14 protein-coding genes are annotated in these 17,784 nt (G+C 39.2%); 5 read left to right on the forward strand and 9 right to left on the reverse strand.

The genetic code is table 11. The features are described 5' to 3' along the window. Positions 1 to 36 precede the first annotated feature (36 nt). Positions 37 to 2,409: a glycoside hydrolase family 127 protein gene (locus IR083_RS02360; protein WP_194223101.1), complete on the forward strand. Its 2,373-nt coding sequence runs from the start codon at positions 37 to 39 to the stop codon at positions 2,407 to 2,409. A 58-nt stretch (positions 2,410 to 2,467) separates the two neighbouring features. Here the strand turns inward: IR083_RS02360 and IR083_RS02365 are convergent, their stop codons facing one another. The 3 genes from IR083_RS02365 to IR083_RS02375 form a co-directional block, all read right to left on the reverse strand. Beyond that, positions 2,468 to 4,822, reverse strand: a complete 2,355-nt coding sequence (locus IR083_RS02365) for a sodium-translocating pyrophosphatase (protein ID WP_194223102.1) — start codon at positions 4,820 to 4,822, stop codon at positions 2,468 to 2,470. Between the two features lie 400 nt (positions 4,823 to 5,222). Beyond that, positions 5,223 to 5,717, reverse strand: coding sequence for a GNAT family N-acetyltransferase (locus tag IR083_RS02370; protein ID WP_006797819.1), 495 nt, complete (start codon positions 5,715 to 5,717; stop codon positions 5,223 to 5,225). Continuing rightward, positions 5,717 to 6,607, reverse strand: coding sequence for a hypothetical protein (locus tag IR083_RS02375; RefSeq protein ID WP_006797818.1), 891 nt, complete (start codon positions 6,605 to 6,607; stop codon positions 5,717 to 5,719). Before IR083_RS02375 ends, IR083_RS02370 begins: the two co-directional genes overlap by 1 nt. A gap of 242 nt (positions 6,608 to 6,849) precedes the next feature. On the opposite strand from IR083_RS02375, the gene mdh reads away from it, so the two are divergent. Both mdh and IR083_RS02385 read left to right on the forward strand, forming a co-directional pair. Beyond that, complete coding sequence (mdh, locus tag IR083_RS02380; RefSeq protein ID WP_006797817.1) at positions 6,850 to 7,791, forward strand: malate dehydrogenase; 942 nt, start codon at positions 6,850 to 6,852, stop codon at positions 7,789 to 7,791. Positions 7,792 to 8,189: 398 nt separating this feature from the next. Next, positions 8,190 to 8,762, forward strand: a complete 573-nt coding sequence (locus IR083_RS02385; RefSeq protein ID WP_044215319.1) for a hypothetical protein — start codon at positions 8,190 to 8,192, stop codon at positions 8,760 to 8,762. Positions 8,763 to 8,835: 73 nt separating this feature from the next. On the opposite strand, the gene ilvC is transcribed toward IR083_RS02385, so the two are convergent. The 6 genes from ilvC to ilvD form a co-directional block, all read right to left on the reverse strand. Then, the gene (ilvC, locus tag IR083_RS02390; protein WP_006797815.1) at positions 8,836 to 9,882 is read right to left on the reverse strand and encodes a ketol-acid reductoisomerase; all 1,047 of its coding nucleotides are present in this window, start codon (positions 9,880 to 9,882) and stop codon (positions 8,836 to 8,838) included. A gap of 56 nt (positions 9,883 to 9,938) precedes the next feature. After that, positions 9,939 to 10,673: an acyl-[acyl-carrier-protein] thioesterase gene (locus tag IR083_RS02395; RefSeq protein ID WP_242052332.1), complete on the reverse strand. Its 735-nt coding sequence runs from the start codon at positions 10,671 to 10,673 to the stop codon at positions 9,939 to 9,941. Positions 10,674 to 10,743: 70 nt separating this feature from the next. Next, positions 10,744 to 11,295, reverse strand: a complete 552-nt coding sequence (ilvN, locus tag IR083_RS02400; RefSeq protein ID WP_006797813.1) for an acetolactate synthase small subunit — start codon at positions 11,293 to 11,295, stop codon at positions 10,744 to 10,746. Between the two features lie 95 nt (positions 11,296 to 11,390). After that, complete coding sequence (gene ilvB, locus IR083_RS02405) at positions 11,391 to 13,097, reverse strand: biosynthetic-type acetolactate synthase large subunit (RefSeq protein WP_395858083.1); 1,707 nt, start codon at positions 13,095 to 13,097, stop codon at positions 11,391 to 11,393. 50 nt (positions 13,098 to 13,147) lie between these two features. Next, on the reverse strand, positions 13,148 to 14,122 hold the full coding sequence (locus IR083_RS02410; RefSeq protein WP_194223103.1) for a glycosyltransferase family 8 protein: 975 nt from the start codon (positions 14,120 to 14,122) through the stop codon (positions 13,148 to 13,150). Positions 14,123 to 14,145: 23 nt separating this feature from the next. After that, positions 14,146 to 15,978 carry a dihydroxy-acid dehydratase gene (ilvD, locus tag IR083_RS02415; protein WP_194223104.1) on the reverse strand — a complete coding sequence of 611 codons (1,833 nt, stop codon included), beginning with the start codon at positions 15,976 to 15,978 and terminating at the stop codon, positions 14,146 to 14,148. A gap of 543 nt (positions 15,979 to 16,521) precedes the next feature. Between ilvD and IR083_RS02420 the strand changes: the two genes are divergently transcribed. Next, positions 16,522 to 16,797: a hypothetical protein gene (locus IR083_RS02420; RefSeq protein WP_006797809.1), complete on the forward strand. Its 276-nt coding sequence runs from the start codon at positions 16,522 to 16,524 to the stop codon at positions 16,795 to 16,797. 166 nt (positions 16,798 to 16,963) lie between these two features. Then, the gene (locus IR083_RS02425; protein WP_006797808.1) at positions 16,964 to 17,725 is read left to right on the forward strand and encodes an SGNH/GDSL hydrolase family protein; all 762 of its coding nucleotides are present in this window, start codon (positions 16,964 to 16,966) and stop codon (positions 17,723 to 17,725) included. The last annotated feature ends 59 nt before the right edge of the window (positions 17,726 to 17,784 follow it).

The raw sequence follows: 17,784 nt of genomic DNA on the forward strand, positions 1-17,784 counted from the left end.
ATACAGGTTTCCTGGAATATTTAGTTAAAACATAAAATGAAAAGAATTTATATCATTACCGGGCTTATTGTCAGCACATTGTGTATGAATGCCCAGTTGAAACCAAAAGTAGAAACTTTTAGTTTGAAGGACGTAAGATTGCTGGATAGCCCGTTTAAGCACGCGGAAGACCTGGATAAACAATACCTGCTGGAACTGAAAGCCGATAGGCTCTTGTCCCCCTTCCTGCGTGAATCCGGACTGACACCTAAAGCCGAGAGCTATACCAACTGGGAAAATACCGGACTCGACGGGCACATCGGAGGCCATTACCTCTCGGCATTGTCGCTGATGTATGCTTCGACAGGCGACAAACAGATAAAAGAGCGTCTCGACTATATGGTTAGTGAACTGAAACGTTGTCAGGATGCCAACGGCAACGGTTATATAGGGGGTGTTCCGGGAGGAAAAGCTATCTGGGAAGAAGTGGCGAACGGAAATATCAGAGCCGGAGGTTTTGACCTTAACGGCAAATGGGTTCCATTATATAATATCCATAAGACCTATGCCGGGCTGCGTGATGCTTACCTCTATGCAAATAACGATATGGCAAAGGAGATGCTGATAAAAATGACCGATTGGGCGATCAATCTGGTGTCGAAACTATCGGAAGAACAGATACAGGATATGCTTCGCAGTGAACATGGCGGACTGAATGAGACATTCGCCGATGTAGCCGCGATAACAGGCGATAAGAAATACCTGAAACTGGCGCATCAGTTTTCACATCAATTGGTGCTTAATCCCCTGCTCAACCATGAAGATAAACTGACCGGGATGCATGCCAATACACAAATACCAAAGGTGCTTGGATTTAAACGCATAGCCGATGTGGAAGGTAACGAATCGTGGTCGGAAGCTTCACGCTTCTTCTGGGAAACGGTTGTGGAACATCGTTCGGTAAGTATCGGAGGCAACAGTGTGGGAGAACATTTCAACCCGACGAATGATTTTTCGAGAGTGATAAAGAGTATCGAAGGCCCTGAAACATGTAATACATACAATATGTTGCGCCTGTCGAAAATGCTTTATCGAACGTCGCAGGATGAGAAGTATATGGACTATTACGAAAGGGCTTTATACAATCATATCCTTTCTACCCAGAATCCGGAACAGGGAGGATTTGTTTATTTTACCCAGATGCGTCCGGGGCACTACCGTGTATATTCCCAGCCGCAGACAAGTTTCTGGTGCTGTGTAGGTTCAGGGATAGAAAACCATGCCAAATACGGAGAGATGATCTATGCCCATACAGATAATGAATTGTATGTGAACCTATTTATTCCTTCGAGATTAAATTGGAAAGAAAAAAATATGGAAGTGATGCAGGAAAATGTATTTCCTGACGAAGCTAAAACCCAATTGACCATCAATCCTGAAAAAACAACTGCTTTCACCTTAAAGCTACGCTATCCGGCATGGGTAGAAAAGGGTGCAGTGAAAGTGACTGTGAATGGTAAAGATTATCCGGCATCGCAAGATCCGGCAAGCTATATATCTATCGACCGTAAATGGAAAAAGGGTGATAAGGTAGTAATGGAAATGCCTATGCGAATAACGGTAGAGCAATTGCCTGATAAATCGAACTATTACTCTATTTTCTACGGCCCTGTTACCCTTGCCGCAAAGACGGGAACCGAAGATATGACGGGATTGTTTGCCGACGACAGCCGGGGCGGACACATTGCTCACGGCAGGCAAATACCGATGAAAGATATGCCGATTATCGTCAGCGATCCGGATAAAATAGCTTCTTTGGTAAAACCTGTACAGGGAAAGCGCCTGACGTTCCATCTATCGGGGCTCTATCCCGAAAAATATACGGCAGGACTGGAACTTATACCATTCTTCCGCCTGCATGAGTCGCGCTATATCATCTACTGGCCACAGGCAACAGCCGAAGGAGTGAAAGAAATACAGCAGAAAATAGAAAACGAAGAAAAGGAAAGAATCAAACTGGATGGGATTACAGCCGATAAAGTAGTCTGCGGGGAACAACAACCCGAATCGGATCACTTTATACAATCCGATAAATCGAATACAGGCTTTATCGAGGACATACACTGGCGTGAAGCAAGGGGTTGGTTCAGCTATCAGTTGAAGAATGCCGGCAAGAATGCCAATTACCTGTATCTGAAATATTTTGACCGTGACCAAAATCGCAATTTTGACGTTTTTGTAAATGGTCGGAAAGTGGCTTCGCTGAGTCTGAACGGTGATGGAGGAGATAACCTCTTTACTTCTACATATCCTGTTCCCGAAAGTGAAAAAAGAAAGGAAATACTCGAAGTAAAAATCGTGGCTGCAACAAATAGTGTGACAACCAAAATAGCAGAAGTGAGGGTATTATCTGAGGACTATAAGCACTGAAAATAACCAATGGAGAATGAAGGGTAAATCCTTATCCTTCATTCTCCATCACTTATATTTATTGCTTTACAATTCTCATTGAATAAAATGAACGGTAAATAAAGACTAACGCCACGGCAAGGAATACCAATCCAATCCATTTGCAATAGTCGGGAATCTCAATCGCAATCTCTACAGCCAGCAATCCAAATAATGTTGAGAATTTTATGATAGGATTCAACGAAACCGACGATGTGTCTTTATACGGGTCGCCGACAGTGTCGCCAACTACTGTGGCAGCATGCAAGTCGGTATTACGCTCCTTCAATTCCACTTCGACTATTTTCTTGGCATTATCCCATGCTCCTCCTGCGTTTGCCATATAGATGGCCTGGAATAAGCCGAATACAGCAATGGATATGAGATATGCTACAAAGAAGTTAGGATCGATAAAGGCAAAGGCCATAGTGATGAATAACAAGGCAAGGAAAATATTCCACATACCCACCTGAGCATACTGGGTACAGATCTTCACAACCGCTTTAGAATCCTCTATATCAGCCTCTTCCTTATTAAGATTGATATGCTTCTTTATATACTCTACTGCACGGTATGCACCCGTAGTAACAGCCTGCATAGAAGCGCCAGAGAACCAGTAGACAACGGAACCTCCGCAGATGAAACCCAGTAGTACAGGAGCGGCAATAAGGTCGATGTTCAGCAATCCGAGTTTTTCCAGCACCAGAATAATTGAGAATATCATTGTGGTAGCCCCGATCACGGCCGTACCGATAAGTACGGGTTTGGCGGTAGCCTTAAATGTATTACCGGCCGAATCATTTTCTTCCAGGTACTCTTTCCCCTTCTCGAAATCAGGTTCGAAACCAAAGTCTTTCTTCACTTCTGCCGATATGTTGGGTAAGTGTTCTATACGGGAGAGCTCGAATACCGATTGTGCGTTGTCCGTTACAGGCCCATAGCTGTCTACAGCAATAGTAACCGGCCCCATACCCAGCAAGCCGAAAGCTACCAGACCGAAGGCAAAGATAGAAGGGTGAGACATTATACTTCCCAGTTCCTGAGTAGAGATAAAGTAAGCAACAGCCATCAGCAATGCTATTGTAAGCCCTTTCCAGAATGCGCTGAAATTACCGGCTACCATACCCGAAAGGATATTCAGCGAAGCTCCTCCTTCGCGTGAAGCGGTAACCACCTCTTTTACATGGCGGGACGATGAACTGGTAAAAGCCTTTGTAAGTTCAGGGATCACAGCAGCGGCAAATGTACCGCAACTGATAATAGAAGCTAGTTTCCACCATAAGCCATCAGGCATTTCTTTCAGTAAGAAGTAGCTGGCAATATATGTTGCCGCAATAGACACAACAGATGTAATCCATATAAGGGCGGTAAGAGGTACTTCGAAGTCGAACTTGATTGAGTTCTTATATTTAGCAGTAGCAATCCCCTGATTGATATAGTAAGACAGGATGGACGTAAATAACATCATCAGACGCATAACGAATATCCAAACTATAAAGGCCGCCTGATATTCGACATTCAATACCGCCAGTATGATAAATGAGATCAGAGCAACTCCTGTCACACCGTATGTTTCGAAACCATCGGCTGTAGGTCCTACACTATCGCCGGCATTATCTCCCGTACAGTCTGCTATTACGCCGGGGTTACGGGGATCATCTTCCTTAATATTGAATACGATCTTCATCAGATCGGCCCCGATATCGGCTATCTTGGTAAAGATACCTCCTGCTATGCGTAGTGCGGATGCGCCGAGGGATTCACCAATCGCAAATCCGAGTAAGCAAGCCCCGGCCATATCCCCGGGAACAAATAAGAGGATAACAAGCATCATTATGAGCTCTACCGTAATAAGCATCACACCGACACTCATTCCGGCTTTAAGCGGGATATTTACTACATCCCACGGACGTTTGCGCAATGAGGCAAATGCTGTTCGTGAATTGGCCAGTGTATTGATACGGATACCATACCAGGCCACACCATATGAGCCGAGAATACCCAATATTGTCCAAAAGAGGACAAAAGCAAGGAATGTAGCTCTGCCAACTTCCCCTTTTGCTACTATTTCCGGATTGGACAAAAACCCGAAGTAGATAAGCATTACTGCCGAGATAATCAGCAACAGATAGAAGAGAAACTTGCCCTGCTGCAACAGGTAGGTTTTACAAGTTTCAAAAATAGTCTTCGATACATTGAGCATCGATTGATGTGCAGGTAGCTTCTTTATATTAAAATACTGCACCAAGCCAAATGCAATGCCGAGTAACAGAATTAAAAGGCCCCAAAGCAGGAGGTTATAACCACTTCCTAAATCAGGGACTTTTAAGTCTGCTTCACTAGCCATCAGGCTCAACGGAAATAAAATGAGAGATAGGGCTAAAAGTTTCTTCATGCGTATTAATTTTTTGATTAATATTCGGTATTATCAGATTGTTAACAAATGCAACAAAATTATGATAAAACAGATAGTATCTACTATATATGCTGATATACTTACTTTGTTTTATGATTTTATCGCTCTTGTTATTAAAGTTAACATGGCAAATATAGCATAATTATTAACAAATATTATATCCCGGCATATTTTTTATCGAAATAGTTCGAAACATAATTCGCCGGTTTCGTAAAAAAATGAAATAACTGATATAAAATGATTATTATGAGATCTTTATTAGTTCAAAAAATATATGAATACAATGTAGTCCGCCAGACGAGAGAAACCCAGCATTTACTTCAGCAAGCATATATTATTTGTTGAATTAAAAACAGATAGAGAGGAAAAATTGTTCTGCTCAGATCTTTTTATTCATCACGTAATCTTCCATAAGGAAACCATTACCAATGTCTATATCTTCGCTTTTAATCACTTCAAAGCCCAAACGTTTGTAGAAATCAATGGCTTTATTAAAGCGGTTTACATTCAATGACAATTCTGCATTGCCATATTCCTTTGCTATCCTCCCGACAGCATCAATAAAGAGACGGCCTACCCCTTTTCCCTGCAAAGACGGCAGTACATATATCTTATGAATCTTTGTTATATCAGCATCCTTATAATCGAACTCATAAGAAACATAGCCTAAATACTCTCCATTCTCTTCTGCCAAAAGATAATGATGCCCTAACACCTCTATTTGTTCCTCCAGAGCTGATGTACTGTACATCATATCCATCATGTATCTGATCTGGTCAGATGTGAGAATATTTGCGAATGTAGGAGGCCATATCCTGTCGGCAAGAGACTGGATAATAAAAAGATGATCCTTCCATACTTCTATAATTTTCATTAATCTTCCAAAGTAAAGGATTTCATTCCGATACGACTTCCATCTGCAAATATATCAACCCGATAGGTACCCGGCATCAGGTATTCTTCGACATTCCAATACATGGTTACTCCAACCTCTTCACCACCATATTCAATGATCTTCTTTATCGAGTAATTAATATCCTTGTTTTCGTATGGAAAAACATTAGTACGGCTTTTAGTCAGAACATCATTATCCGGTTTCATTATCCGCAGGTAAATTGTCCGTTCTCCTGGTTCGGCGGTTATATTCTTGGTAACAGTAAAGTTTATTATCAGTTGTTCTACTTTATTAATCTTTTTCTGCACTTTACCTTTACTATTAGTAGCCAGTACACTGATACCCGTAGCATCAAGCTTAGCCGCCAAAGTAACTTTTTCAGTCAGATTTTGCTTTTGTTGCGACACTTCATTCAATGTACGGGTAGCTTCCTGATATTTGTTGGTTATTTCACTTTTCTCTTTTCTTAAGCGTTCGTTAGCCTGATTCAAAGAGTCGATCTGAACGATATATGATTTCAGAATTTTGCGCAAACTGGCCAATTCATTATTCAATCTTGATATTTCAGCCTTATTATCCGCTTTTACAGTTTTCAACTCTTCCAGCAATCTCTGAACCTTAGCCTGCTCATTGGTCAGCTTTTGCAGCAAAGAATCGTTTTTGATATTCAGCTTAAAGCCTTCATACTGCATGGTGAGATTCTCATATTCATCTTCCAGTTGCTGTTTATTTAAGCTACTCTCCTCCTGCAACTCACTTATCTGTGTCTTCTGACTGAATATATAATATCCGGCTATACCCATTGCTACAAGTAGCAGGATTATTACAATTAATAATATCTTAGAATTGTTCTTTTGTTCCGTGCTCATAATTATGTTAAAATATTAAGCGACTACAAATATAGATGTTTTCAGCATATTGAGCAAAAGGATAAAAGGCTTTCGCTTTTTTTAATAATTCCTGATATTTTTGACGACCAAAATCTTCTTTATATCAGAATAAGCATGTACATTTGTTAGTCTTTTATGACATGAGACCTATAATATATAGGATATGCTTGACTATTTGAAATCTTGGAATCAATTTATTAATTTATTATAAAAGAAATATTATGTCTAAAGTAACAGTTGTAGGTGCCGGAAATGTGGGTGCTACATGTGCAAATGTACTTGCATTTAACGAAGTGGCAGATGAAGTAGTAATGCTGGATGTAAAAGAAGGCGTTTCGGAAGGTAAAGCAATAGATATGAACCAGACAGCCCAACTTCTGGGTTTTGACACACGTATCAAAGGCGTAACTAATGATTATGCTGCTACAGCTAATTCCGATGTTGTAGTTATAACTTCGGGTATACCACGCAAGCCGGGTATGACCAGAGAAGAGCTTATCGGAGTAAATGCCGGTATCGTAAAAAGTGTTGCTGAAAACATCCTTAAATATTCACCTAATGCTATCCTTGTCATCATATCCAACCCAATGGATACAATGACATATTTGGCGTCTAAAGTTACAGGCCTGCCTAAAAACCGCGTTATAGGTATGGGTGGAGCACTAGACAGTTCCCGCTTCAAATTCTATCTGAGCGAAGCCTTGGGTTGTAATCCTAATGAAGTGGAAGGTATGGTAATCGGTGGACATGGTGACACTACAATGATTCCTGTTACACGTCTGGCCACATACAAAGGCATTCCGGTTTCAGAATTCCTATCAAAAGAAGTTCTGGATAAAGTAGTTGCCGATACAATGGTCGGTGGTGCAACATTAACCGGCTTACTGGGTACTTCTGCATGGTATGCACCGGGAGCAGCAGGAGCATATGTTGTGGAATCTATCATTCATGACCAGAAGAAAGTAATTCCTTGTTGTGTTACATTAGAAGGTGAATATGGTCAAAATGATATATGTATAGGCGTTCCGGTAGTTTTGGGAAAGAACGGTTGGGAGAAAATTATTGACCTGAAACTGACTGCTGATGAAAAAGAAAAATTCGAAGCTTCAGCTGCCGCTGTTCACAAAACAAATGTTGTTTTGAAAGAAATCAATGCGATTTAACAAATCATATAAATTAAAATTGTAGAAGGCATGTATCCGGCTCGGATACATGCTTTCTTTTTATATATGATACAAATAAAGGTTTTTTGATTAGAAAAATTTTTATTTTATAAATAACTTTCATACTTTTGTAAACGATTTTTAGTCATTTTAAGAGAAATTGTATATGCTTACAATCTTTTTATTTTGAATAAAATGAATTACTTAGAGACAAATAAATATAAGCCCAGGTTATATTTTAACACAGAAAGATTTGGGTAAAAGAGGGATTTTCTAGTTTTAGAAAATGGTATTGGAAAACCTATATGGATATAGGTCGTGATATATTGGGGCAGTGCAATATAGAATGTTGAATAGGAATATATCCTTAGTAACATATGGAATACAACACCACTTTAATGAAATCATTTAAACTTAAAACGTTTAATATAAAAGCTTTAACTATCAGTATATTATTGATACTTTCAGTTTTTTTATCAGCCATTATCTACTTTTCTAATACTCTGATTGATAATGGAATTGACTCGCTCCTCATAATTGTGATTCCGGTCTTGATATTATCGGTTGTCCTCTTATTGAAAAAAGCTTTCGTTAAAACATTTACGGTTAACATTTCCAGTGCAAGCCTGTCTGTCATTCATAAAGATAAAGTAATCTATTCCACTCTTTTGAATGAGATCGTGATGTTTAAATACGTCCGAAAAGAAAATACAGATACTTTACTATTCTTTGCGACAAACAATCAGCAAGCAACATTCAGCATAGAATGTACAGATCAACGCAAACGGTTTAGAAAAATAGTAGACACTTTAAACAGTTTCGGAAATTATACTGTAAATATCCAAAGTGATGAAATCAGCACCCTATGGACTGATTACATAAATAAAGATATTGTTGCAAAAGAAGTTGTGATAAGGAAAAAAGCGCTGCAATATTATCGTCAGGTGCCATTACACCAGTTCTCTAATTAAATTGTAACTCTATCTATAAAAGAAAAAGGCTGAATTTTAATAAATTCAGCCTTTTATTATAGAATAGTTTATCTTAATTATTCTCCGGTCTCAATTTTCTTACAACTGCTCCCGTTCTCCACATTTCACTTTCGCGAAGAGCTTTCAATTCTTCTTCCAGTTTTTCACGGTAATCAGGTTTTGAATTAGTATCAATTGAGCGTTGAGCTTCATTTCCACAAGCTACTTCTTTGTATAATTTTTCAAAGACAGGTTTTGACGCATCGTGGAATGGTCCCATCCAGTCTAGTGCACCACGCTGAGCTGTAGTAGAACAGTTTGCATACATCCAGTCCATACCTTTTTCTGCAAATAAAGGCATCAGAGACTGAGTTAGCTCTTCTACAGTTTCGTTAAATGCTTCTGACGGAGAGTGTCCGTTTTCGCGTAGTACTTCATATTGAGCAAGCAGAATACCTTGGATAGCACCCATCAATGTTCCACGCTCACCTGTGAGGTCAGAATATACTTCACGTTTGAAATCTGTCTCAAACAAATATCCTGAACCAACACCAATACCAAGAGCGATTACACGTTCTTTAGCACGGCCTGTCGCATCCTGGAAGATAGCATAACTTGAGTTCAAACCACGACCTTCAAGGAACATACGGCGAAGGCTTGTTCCCGAACCTTTAGGAGCAACAAGAATAACATCCACATCGGCCGGAGGGATAATACCTGTGCGCTCTTTATATGTGATACCGAATCCGTGAGAGAAATACAAAGCCTTACCGGCTGTCAGATATGGTTTCAGACGAGGCCATACTTCTATCTGTGCAGCATCTGACAACAGATATTGAATAATTGTACCTTTTTCGGCAGCTTCTTCAATATCGAACAAAGTTTCGCCCGGAACCCAACCGTCAGCGATAGCTTTTTCCCATGTTTTACCACCTTTGCGTTGACCAATGATTACATTGAATCCATTATCGCGAAGATTCAATGCTTGTCCCGGACCTTGTACACCGTAACCGATAACTGCGATGGTTTCATTTTTCAATACTTCTCTTGCTTTTTCCAATGGAAATTCATCGCGGGTGGCTACTTGTTCTACAACGCCGCCAAAATTCATTTCTGCCATTTTTGTTTTTGTTTAATTAATTAAAGAACTTGTTATTTATTATAATTATTATGTCATTAATCCCAAATGATTCTCGTAGAACAGACCGTCATATCTCCGTCTTTCATTTCAAGTACAAATATATTATCTTTCTCAGTTCGCTTAAGAATATCGAGCTTTGTTCCATAACGGCCTTCCGAAATATAGTTTATCTCTATACGGCGAATTTCGTTCTCTCTGAACATGTCAATATCGAATACATCTACAAAGTGTTCAATATATTTCATGCTATTCAGATGTTTGTTTATATCGACATCGCTATATTTAACGACAAAATCAGTGGCAACCTCATAATCATCTTTCAATGCCGGTATTTTAGTCATTCCCTCTATCGGATTTTCCTTTTCGGCGATATAATCGGACAATCCATCCAATTCCAAAACATTCGTCGGTTTGCGGGTCTCCAGATCAATAGATGCCCAAAGCGATTTTGCAAAGCCGATCTCTCTTCCTTGTTCATCCTCAAATGAGAAATGCCGTTCGGTAAATAGTCTGTTAACACTGGCCACCCATGTTTTGAGCACCATTACCGTATCGTTTTTCGGATATTCAAATACTTCAATTGCTATACGGGAAAGCACCCAAACCCGTTGCTGGGATGTCATTGCTGAATAGCCGAATCCACGTTCTTCTGCATGCTTTGTGGCTGCTTGAAGCATAAATCCGCCGATCATCGGCAATGTAGCTTTCCCTCTGAAATCTGTTAAGTACGCATCAATTCCGAATTCGTATCGGCCAATAGGAGTCATCATGTTATAAGTATATGAGTTAGTATTAAGTTAATAACGATTTGTAAAAATACTCAAATCTGTTAACAACTCATTACTTATCCACTTCGTATTTTTTATCCAATTCGGCCAGCATATCACTAAGCCGCTCTATTTTGGATTTGGTGATCGCCACTCGCCCTGAACGGATAAACTGTAATACCCCTATCGTTTTACTCAATTCCTCAAACAGATCCTGCGTTTCCTGATAATGTCCGGTTTTCTCCAAAACCACACTATTTTCATTGATATCGAGGATACGCGCATTGTATCTCCTGATAAGACCTTCTACCGACTCTATTTTCAAAAAATCGGGAGTGGAAAGTTTATAAAGGGCAATCTCCTGATGTATCAGCTCGTCATTGGTATTATAATACGATTTCAGAACATCGACACGTTTATCAACTTGCAGAACAACTTTCTTTATCATCTCTTCATCGCAGAAAACAGTGATCGTAAACTTGTGTATTCCTTTCAATGCTGACGGCGATACAGAAAGAGTTTCTATATTCAGCTGGCGACGGGTAAATACGCTGGTTACCTGACTGAGCAGCCCGACTGTATTTTCCGAAAAAATGGTTACTGTATATAATGTTTTATCTTGCATAATTTTTAATTTGAAAATTAGCGTATTAGCATATTAGCAAATGTTATATCTCTTATTCATTTTCGAATTTGCTAATATCCGAATTTGCTAATTGATTATTCATTTCCCAATAATATATTTGTCACACATGTGCCGGCCGGAACCATCGGATATACCATACCCTTAGCCTCAACCTGTACATCCAGCAAATAAGAACCTTTGTGGCTCAGCATGTCCGCTATAGCTTTATCCAGTTCTTCTCTTGTATCCACCTTTTTAGCCGGAATATTATATGCCTCAGCTATTTTTACAAAATCAGGATTTTTCATTACTGTTTCGGAATACCGTTCGTCAAAGAAAAGTTCCTGCCACTGGCGTACCATTCCCAAAAAGTGATTATTCAAAATTACGATTTTAACGTCGATGCCTGTTTGCATGATAGTGCCTAGCTCCTGTATAGTCATTTGTATACCTCCATCGCCCACGAACAAACATACCGTACGGTCCGGTGCACCGTATTTAGCTCCGATAGCTGCCGGAAGCCCAAACCCCATTGTACCCAGTCCGCCGGAAGTAACCACGCTACGGCTACGATTGTATTTGAAATAGCGAACACCCATCATCTGGTGCTGGCCTACATCTGTAACAAGTACCGCATCATTATTCGTAGCCTCCGATACTTTATTTATAACTTCTCCCATTTTCAGTTTTCCTGATTCGGGATGTAGTTCATCTTTGATAACAAAGTTATATTCCTCATCGTCGCAAGCCCTGAACTCAGCCAGCCATTCCGGAAATCGATTCCCTTTAAGTTTCTCTGTAACTTTGGGCAGAGAGTCTTTTACATCACCCAATACACGGGCAGTTACAGTCACATTCTTATTTATTTCTGCCTTATCTATATCGAAGTGTATAATCTTTGCCTGTTTGGCATATGTCTTCAAATCTCCGGTTACACGGTCGTCGAAACGCATACCGATGGCAATCAGCACATCACACTCATTCGTCTTACGATTAGGCCCTATATTACCATGCATACCCAACATTCCTACATGTTGCGGATGATCGGATGGTATGGCCGAAAGTCCCAATACTGTGGATGCAGCAGGAACACCTGATTTTTCAAGAAAAGCAAGGAGTTCTTTTTCTGCATTTCCCAAAATAACACCCTGACCTACCAAAGCCAAAGGCTTCTTTGCTTCGTTTATTATTTGTACTGCAGCTTCTATTTCAGCATCTTTAACATCGGGTTTTGGCTGATAACTACGAATAAAGATTTCCTTATTATATGCATAATTTTCGACTTTTCCAGCCTGAGCATCTTTGGTAATATCGAGTACTACCGGACCCGGGCGACCTGTAGAAGCTATATAAAATGCTCTTGCAACTGCCCAAGCTATATCTTCGGGGCGGCGTATCTGATACGACCATTTCGAAATAGGCTGGGTGATACCCACAACATCTGCTTCCTGAAAAGCGTCACTACCCAAAAGGGAAGAAACAACCTGACCGGATATTACAACCATAGGCGTACTATCGAGCATAGCATCGGCTATACCTGTAACTGCGTTCGTGGCTCCGGGCCCGGATGTCACAAGAGCCACTCCAACTTTGCCCGAAGTGCGTGCATAACCTTGCGCCGCGTGCGTTGCCCCCTGTTCGTGACGAACAAGAATATGATTTATCTCTTTTTTGAAATCGTATAAGCAATCGAATACGGGCATAATAGCACCTCCCGGATATCCGAATATAGTATCTACCCCTTCATTTATCAAAGAACGGATAAGGGCTTCACTTCCTGTTATTTTTGTATCCATAATCATATATATTATACTCTATCATTTACTGAATTAATCCAAAATTATATAAGCCGTTATTTGAATTCATATCCATAATCTTTGGTGTTCCTCACCACCCTTAAATACTTTTTCGGCTCTTTCAATCCTAAGGCATACAAAACTGCCCTCTTATAACATTTTATTTTTTTTGATAGCGATTCATTATTGTTCCATATTAATGGGACTTTTCTCCAGGGAGACAATTTCTTATACTTCAGAAACTCCTTTTTCAAAGGATGCTCACATGTCATTATCCATGGTTTATCCGGAGATGTATAATGAATGATCACCGGAGCTTTCATCGCCTCATCAATCTCGTTCTGATATTGATAAAAATCGTGCCTCATACGGAAAAAGTAAAAATCCAAAGCATTGTATTTTATAGGCAATGCCAGTTTAGAGTCATACAAAGTTCCATTGATAATATCCTGATCATGGTAGAGCAACCGTTCATGATTCTCATTATAGAAATTGATAAAATGCTCCATCAGGTTTTGTTCCCTCCAATATTTCAGATTTATCAACAGTACGCCTGCATTGACATACTTAAATGAATCGCTATATCCAAAGACCTCAAAAACATTGGCGTAAAACGTGCAATACATATCGGGAACTCCGGCAACAGCATAATTATCTATATCAGTATTCCATAGTGCGGATAAACTTTGAGATACGATAATATCACTATCCAGGTATAGTACTTTATTTATATCTCGGGGAAGTATATCAGCGATAAAAAGCCTCGAATATGAAGCAAGACTCAAATGGTCGAAACCATACAACGAAAAATTATATGATTCCAGGAATTCTGTCTTTATATCATAGAAGAAAAGCGAGGAATTCGGATACCGAAAAAGCACTAAAGACAATTCATCTTTGGATTTTTCACTAAGATCCATACCTATTATATAAAAAGTAACAGGTAAATCTCCGTTATTCTCCAATATAGAAATCATTGTTATACCACAAGGCATAATATAATTATTATCGATACAAAGAACAATATTCATTCCTATATTTTATTACGGATCTCTTATTCGATAATTCTTATTGCTCCCAAATCAGCCGAACTTACCATGCTCGCATAGGCTTTCAGTGCTTTGGATACATAACGCTCGCGATTTGGCTTAAAAGCATCCTTTCCTTTTGCCAATTCTTCCTGTCGTCGTACTTCCAGTTCTGCATCAGAAAGCTTCACATTAATGGAACGTTTAGGAATATCTATTTCTATGATATCGCCACTACGAACCAGCCCTATGGCTCCGCCTGATGCAGCTTCGGGTGAAACGTGACCAATAGACAAGCCGGATGTACCTCCGGAGAACCGTCCATCTGTAATCAAAGCACATTCTTTACCCAAATGCTTAGATTTAATATAGGACGTCGGGTATAACATTTCCTGCATACCAGGTCCACCTTTCGGTCCTTCATATGTAATGATGACTACATCTCCGGCAACAACTTCACCTTTCAGAATACCTTCACATGCCGCATCCTGCGAATGAAATACTTTTGCAGTCCCCTTAAATTTGAAAATGCTTTCATCCACCCCCGCTGTTTTCACTACACATCCGTTCTGTGCAATATTCCCCTTCAGTATAGCAAGACCTCCGTCTTTGGTATAGGCATGTTCTACATTACGAATACATCCCGCTTCCCTGTCTATATCGAGTGTAGGAAAATAATTATCCTGAGACCCCATTACAAGATTAAAGCGATTACCGGGAGCCGATTTGTATGTAAGCTCCGCCTCTCTGGTTATAATTGTATTTTTTGTAATATCATATTTACTAATTGCTTGGGCAAGTGTAAGTCCATCTGCCCTTGAAACAGAACTATCTATCAACTTAGCTCTATCCAGTTCTTTCATTATGCCCAAAATACCTCCTGCACGGTTTACGTCCTGTATATGATATTTCTGTGTATTGGGAGCAACTTTGCAGAGGCAAGGTGTTTTACGGGACAATTTATCAATATCATCCATTGTGAAATCCACTTCGGCTTCCTGAGCAATAGCTAAAAGGTGAAGAATAGTATTTGTAGAACCTCCCATAGCTATGTCGAGTGTCATAGCATTAAGGAAAGCTGTTTTTGTTGCAATTTTACGAGGGAGAACCGACTCGTCTCCATCTCTGTAGTAACGATAGGCATTGGTAACGATTTGTTTTGCCGCATTTTTGAACAATTGCATGCGGTTGGCATGTGTGGCTACGATAGTACCATTGCCGGGCAGTGCTAATCCGATAGCTTCGTTCAGGCAGTTCATCGAATTTGCCGTAAACATACCCGAACAAGAACCACAAGTAGGGCAAGCAGCTTTTTCTATTAAACTTACTTCCCTATCGGAAACTGAATCATCGGCAGACTTTATCATGGCATCTATCAGGTCGAGCTGTTGGCCATCCATCTTTCCTGCTTCCATCGGTCCGCCTGAAACAAAAATTGCAGGAATATTCAGTCTCATGGCCGCCATCAGCATTCCGGGGGTAATCTTGTCGCAGTTGCTGATACAAATCATTGCATCGGCCTTATGTGCGTTTACCATATATTCTACGCTATCAGCTATCAAATCGCGCGAAGGGAGGGAATAGAGCATGCCATCATGTCCCATCGCAATACCATCATCGATAGCAATAGTATTAAATTCGGCAGCGAAACAACCTAACGCTTCTATTTCAGCTTTAACCTTTTGTCCTATTTCATGTAGATGAACATGTCCCGGTACAAACTGCGTAAATGAATTTACGATGGCAATTAATGGTTTTCCCATCTGTTCTTCCTTCATACCGTTTGCCCGCCATAGAGCTCTGGCTCCTGCCATGCGTCTACCTTGTGTACTTGTCGAACTTCTTAATTCAAATCCCATAACTTTCTTAATTTAGCCGTTAGCTCATCACCACAGGCTTATAGTTGTTTTTTAGTTTATTTATTATCCGGAATATTATAAAAAAGCCTTTCCCAAGAATGAGAAAGGCTATATTTTATTTATTCCTTATATTATCAAGCTAATATACACACCTTTCTCATTTATTCTGGCCGACGAGGAGAATATCAAGAATGAGGACATGTAAAAAGCAATTTGTCATAATTTCATATCAAAAAGTGAACACAAAGTTATAAACTTTTTTTTAAATACAAATTTTATCATCGTTTTTTTACTTCTTGGAGAAGAAGTTGTTTTAAATAGGACGAAAACAGGTTGCAATTTATATCAAAATATCCAATAAAGGTCCCAGAAATTGTAAAGATTATGTAAAATATTTGGAAATCTGCTTTTTAAGGTCTATGTTTATCCAAACAGATTATATAAATATTTTTAGAAGAAAGGGTGCGTATGAAAAGACTTCACTGCTAATTATTTTAAGAATCTAATTTCTTATAGTTTATAACAGATTAAAATTTGATTATTATGCAAAAATATGAGAAATACAAGGTAATACACAGGATTTCATACATCGTTTTCTTTTCTTATTTACTGATTCTGGCTGTGGGCGATTTTGACTTTGGAGAATATACAAGTTATATACCATATTTTATTGTTGTTCCATTCCTGATATATTGTGCGATAGCCATCTCTGTCAATATTCTTATCAGAAAAGCAAGGATAAAAAAATATTTGGATAAAAAGAAAGAGAAAGAGTTGAGATATAACAGAAAAGGGATACCTACATTATCTAATATTTAATTTATAAAGAGATTACCCACAAAGTAATCTCTTTTGATTTACCATCTCAATAATATCTGTACAAAGTTCATAGTATATTTCAGACATTCCCTATCAAACTTTTTTATACAAATCACTATATTTACATAGTAAATAAACAGATATACAAGACCCGTAAAATTCAGCTATGAAAAAGACTATACTTTCCATTCTTATAATCCTTACAGTAATAAATGCTACTCCTGCCCAAGATATAGCAAGGAAAGACAAAAAATTCCTATATATAGGTGACTCCATCACTGATGGCAACTGGGGCGGAGGTGATGCAAAGCCCTCATCTGAACGTAATCATTGGGATCAAAACCATATTTTCGGCAGTGGCTATATGTATTTATGTGCAGCTTACTTTATGGGAACATTTCCGGAACAGGGATATGTATTTTATAACAGAGGAATTAGCGGAAACTCATTAGATGACCTCGAAAAACGATGGAAAGACGATGCTCTGGAAATAAATCCGGATATATTATCCATTCTTATCGGTACTAATGACATAGCCCGATATCTAAGCAATGGGACAAATAAAGACTTCGATCTGGCTGGTTGGGATACGAAATACCGTAACCTTCTGGATTTATCTTTAGAAAAGAATCCGAATCTTAAAATCGTATTATGTACACCTTTTGCTTATGAAACTGATAATCTGAATAAACAGGGGGCGTGGAATTTACGCCATCAACTACTTGGTGAATGCAGCGAGATTATAGAAAAGATTGCATCGGACTATAATGCAGTCCTTGTTCCGTTCGATAAATTATACGGCGACTTATTAGTCAGATATCCGAATGTTCCGGCAACTTATTGGCTTTGGGACGGTATACATCCTACTGCCGCCGCCCATAAACGAATGGCTGATATGTGGATAGAGAAAACAGCCGGTTTGTTTTGAAAAATAAAGGTGAGATTCAACAATTACAGAATCTCACTTTTATTTTTCGTTTGAATATG

It is taken from the genome of Dysgonomonas sp. GY75 (genome assembly GCF_015234155.1).
GTDB classification, from domain to species: Bacteria; Bacteroidota; Bacteroidia; order Bacteroidales; family Dysgonomonadaceae; genus Dysgonomonas; species Dysgonomonas gadei.

Excerpts from the sequence above, each read along its gene's own strand:
- IR083_RS02420 (WP_006797809.1), top strand. The coding sequence starts at position 16,522 with ATGCAAAAATATGAGAAATACAAGGTAATACACAGGATTTCATACATC.
- ilvB (WP_395858083.1), bottom strand. The coding sequence starts at position 13,097 with ATGATTATGGATACAAAAATAACAGGAAGTGAAGCCCTTATCCGTTCT.
- IR083_RS02425 (WP_006797808.1), top strand. The coding sequence starts at position 16,964 with ATGAAAAAGACTATACTTTCCATTCTTATAATCCTTACAGTAATAAAT.
- IR083_RS02365 (WP_194223102.1), bottom strand. The coding sequence starts at position 4,822 with ATGAAGAAACTTTTAGCCCTATCTCTCATTTTATTTCCGTTGAGCCTG.
- mdh (WP_006797817.1), top strand. The coding sequence starts at position 6,850 with ATGTCTAAAGTAACAGTTGTAGGTGCCGGAAATGTGGGTGCTACATGT.
- IR083_RS02385 (WP_044215319.1), top strand. The coding sequence starts at position 8,190 with ATGAAATCATTTAAACTTAAAACGTTTAATATAAAAGCTTTAACTATC.
- ilvD (WP_194223104.1), bottom strand. The coding sequence starts at position 15,978 with ATGGGATTTGAATTAAGAAGTTCGACAAGTACACAAGGTAGACGCATG.
- IR083_RS02375 (WP_006797818.1), bottom strand. The coding sequence starts at position 6,607 with ATGAGCACGGAACAAAAGAACAATTCTAAGATATTATTAATTGTAATA.
- IR083_RS02360 (WP_194223101.1), top strand. The coding sequence starts at position 37 with ATGAAAAGAATTTATATCATTACCGGGCTTATTGTCAGCACATTGTGT.
- IR083_RS02395 (WP_242052332.1), bottom strand. The coding sequence starts at position 10,673 with ATGATGACTCCTATTGGCCGATACGAATTCGGAATTGATGCGTACTTA.
- IR083_RS02410 (WP_194223103.1), bottom strand. The coding sequence starts at position 14,122 with ATGAATATTGTTCTTTGTATCGATAATAATTATATTATGCCTTGTGGT.
- ilvN (WP_006797813.1), bottom strand. The coding sequence starts at position 11,295 with ATGCAAGATAAAACATTATATACAGTAACCATTTTTTCGGAAAATACA.
- IR083_RS02370 (WP_006797819.1), bottom strand. The coding sequence starts at position 5,717 with ATGAAAATTATAGAAGTATGGAAGGATCATCTTTTTATTATCCAGTCT.
- ilvC (WP_006797815.1), bottom strand. The coding sequence starts at position 9,882 with ATGGCAGAAATGAATTTTGGCGGCGTTGTAGAACAAGTAGCCACCCGC.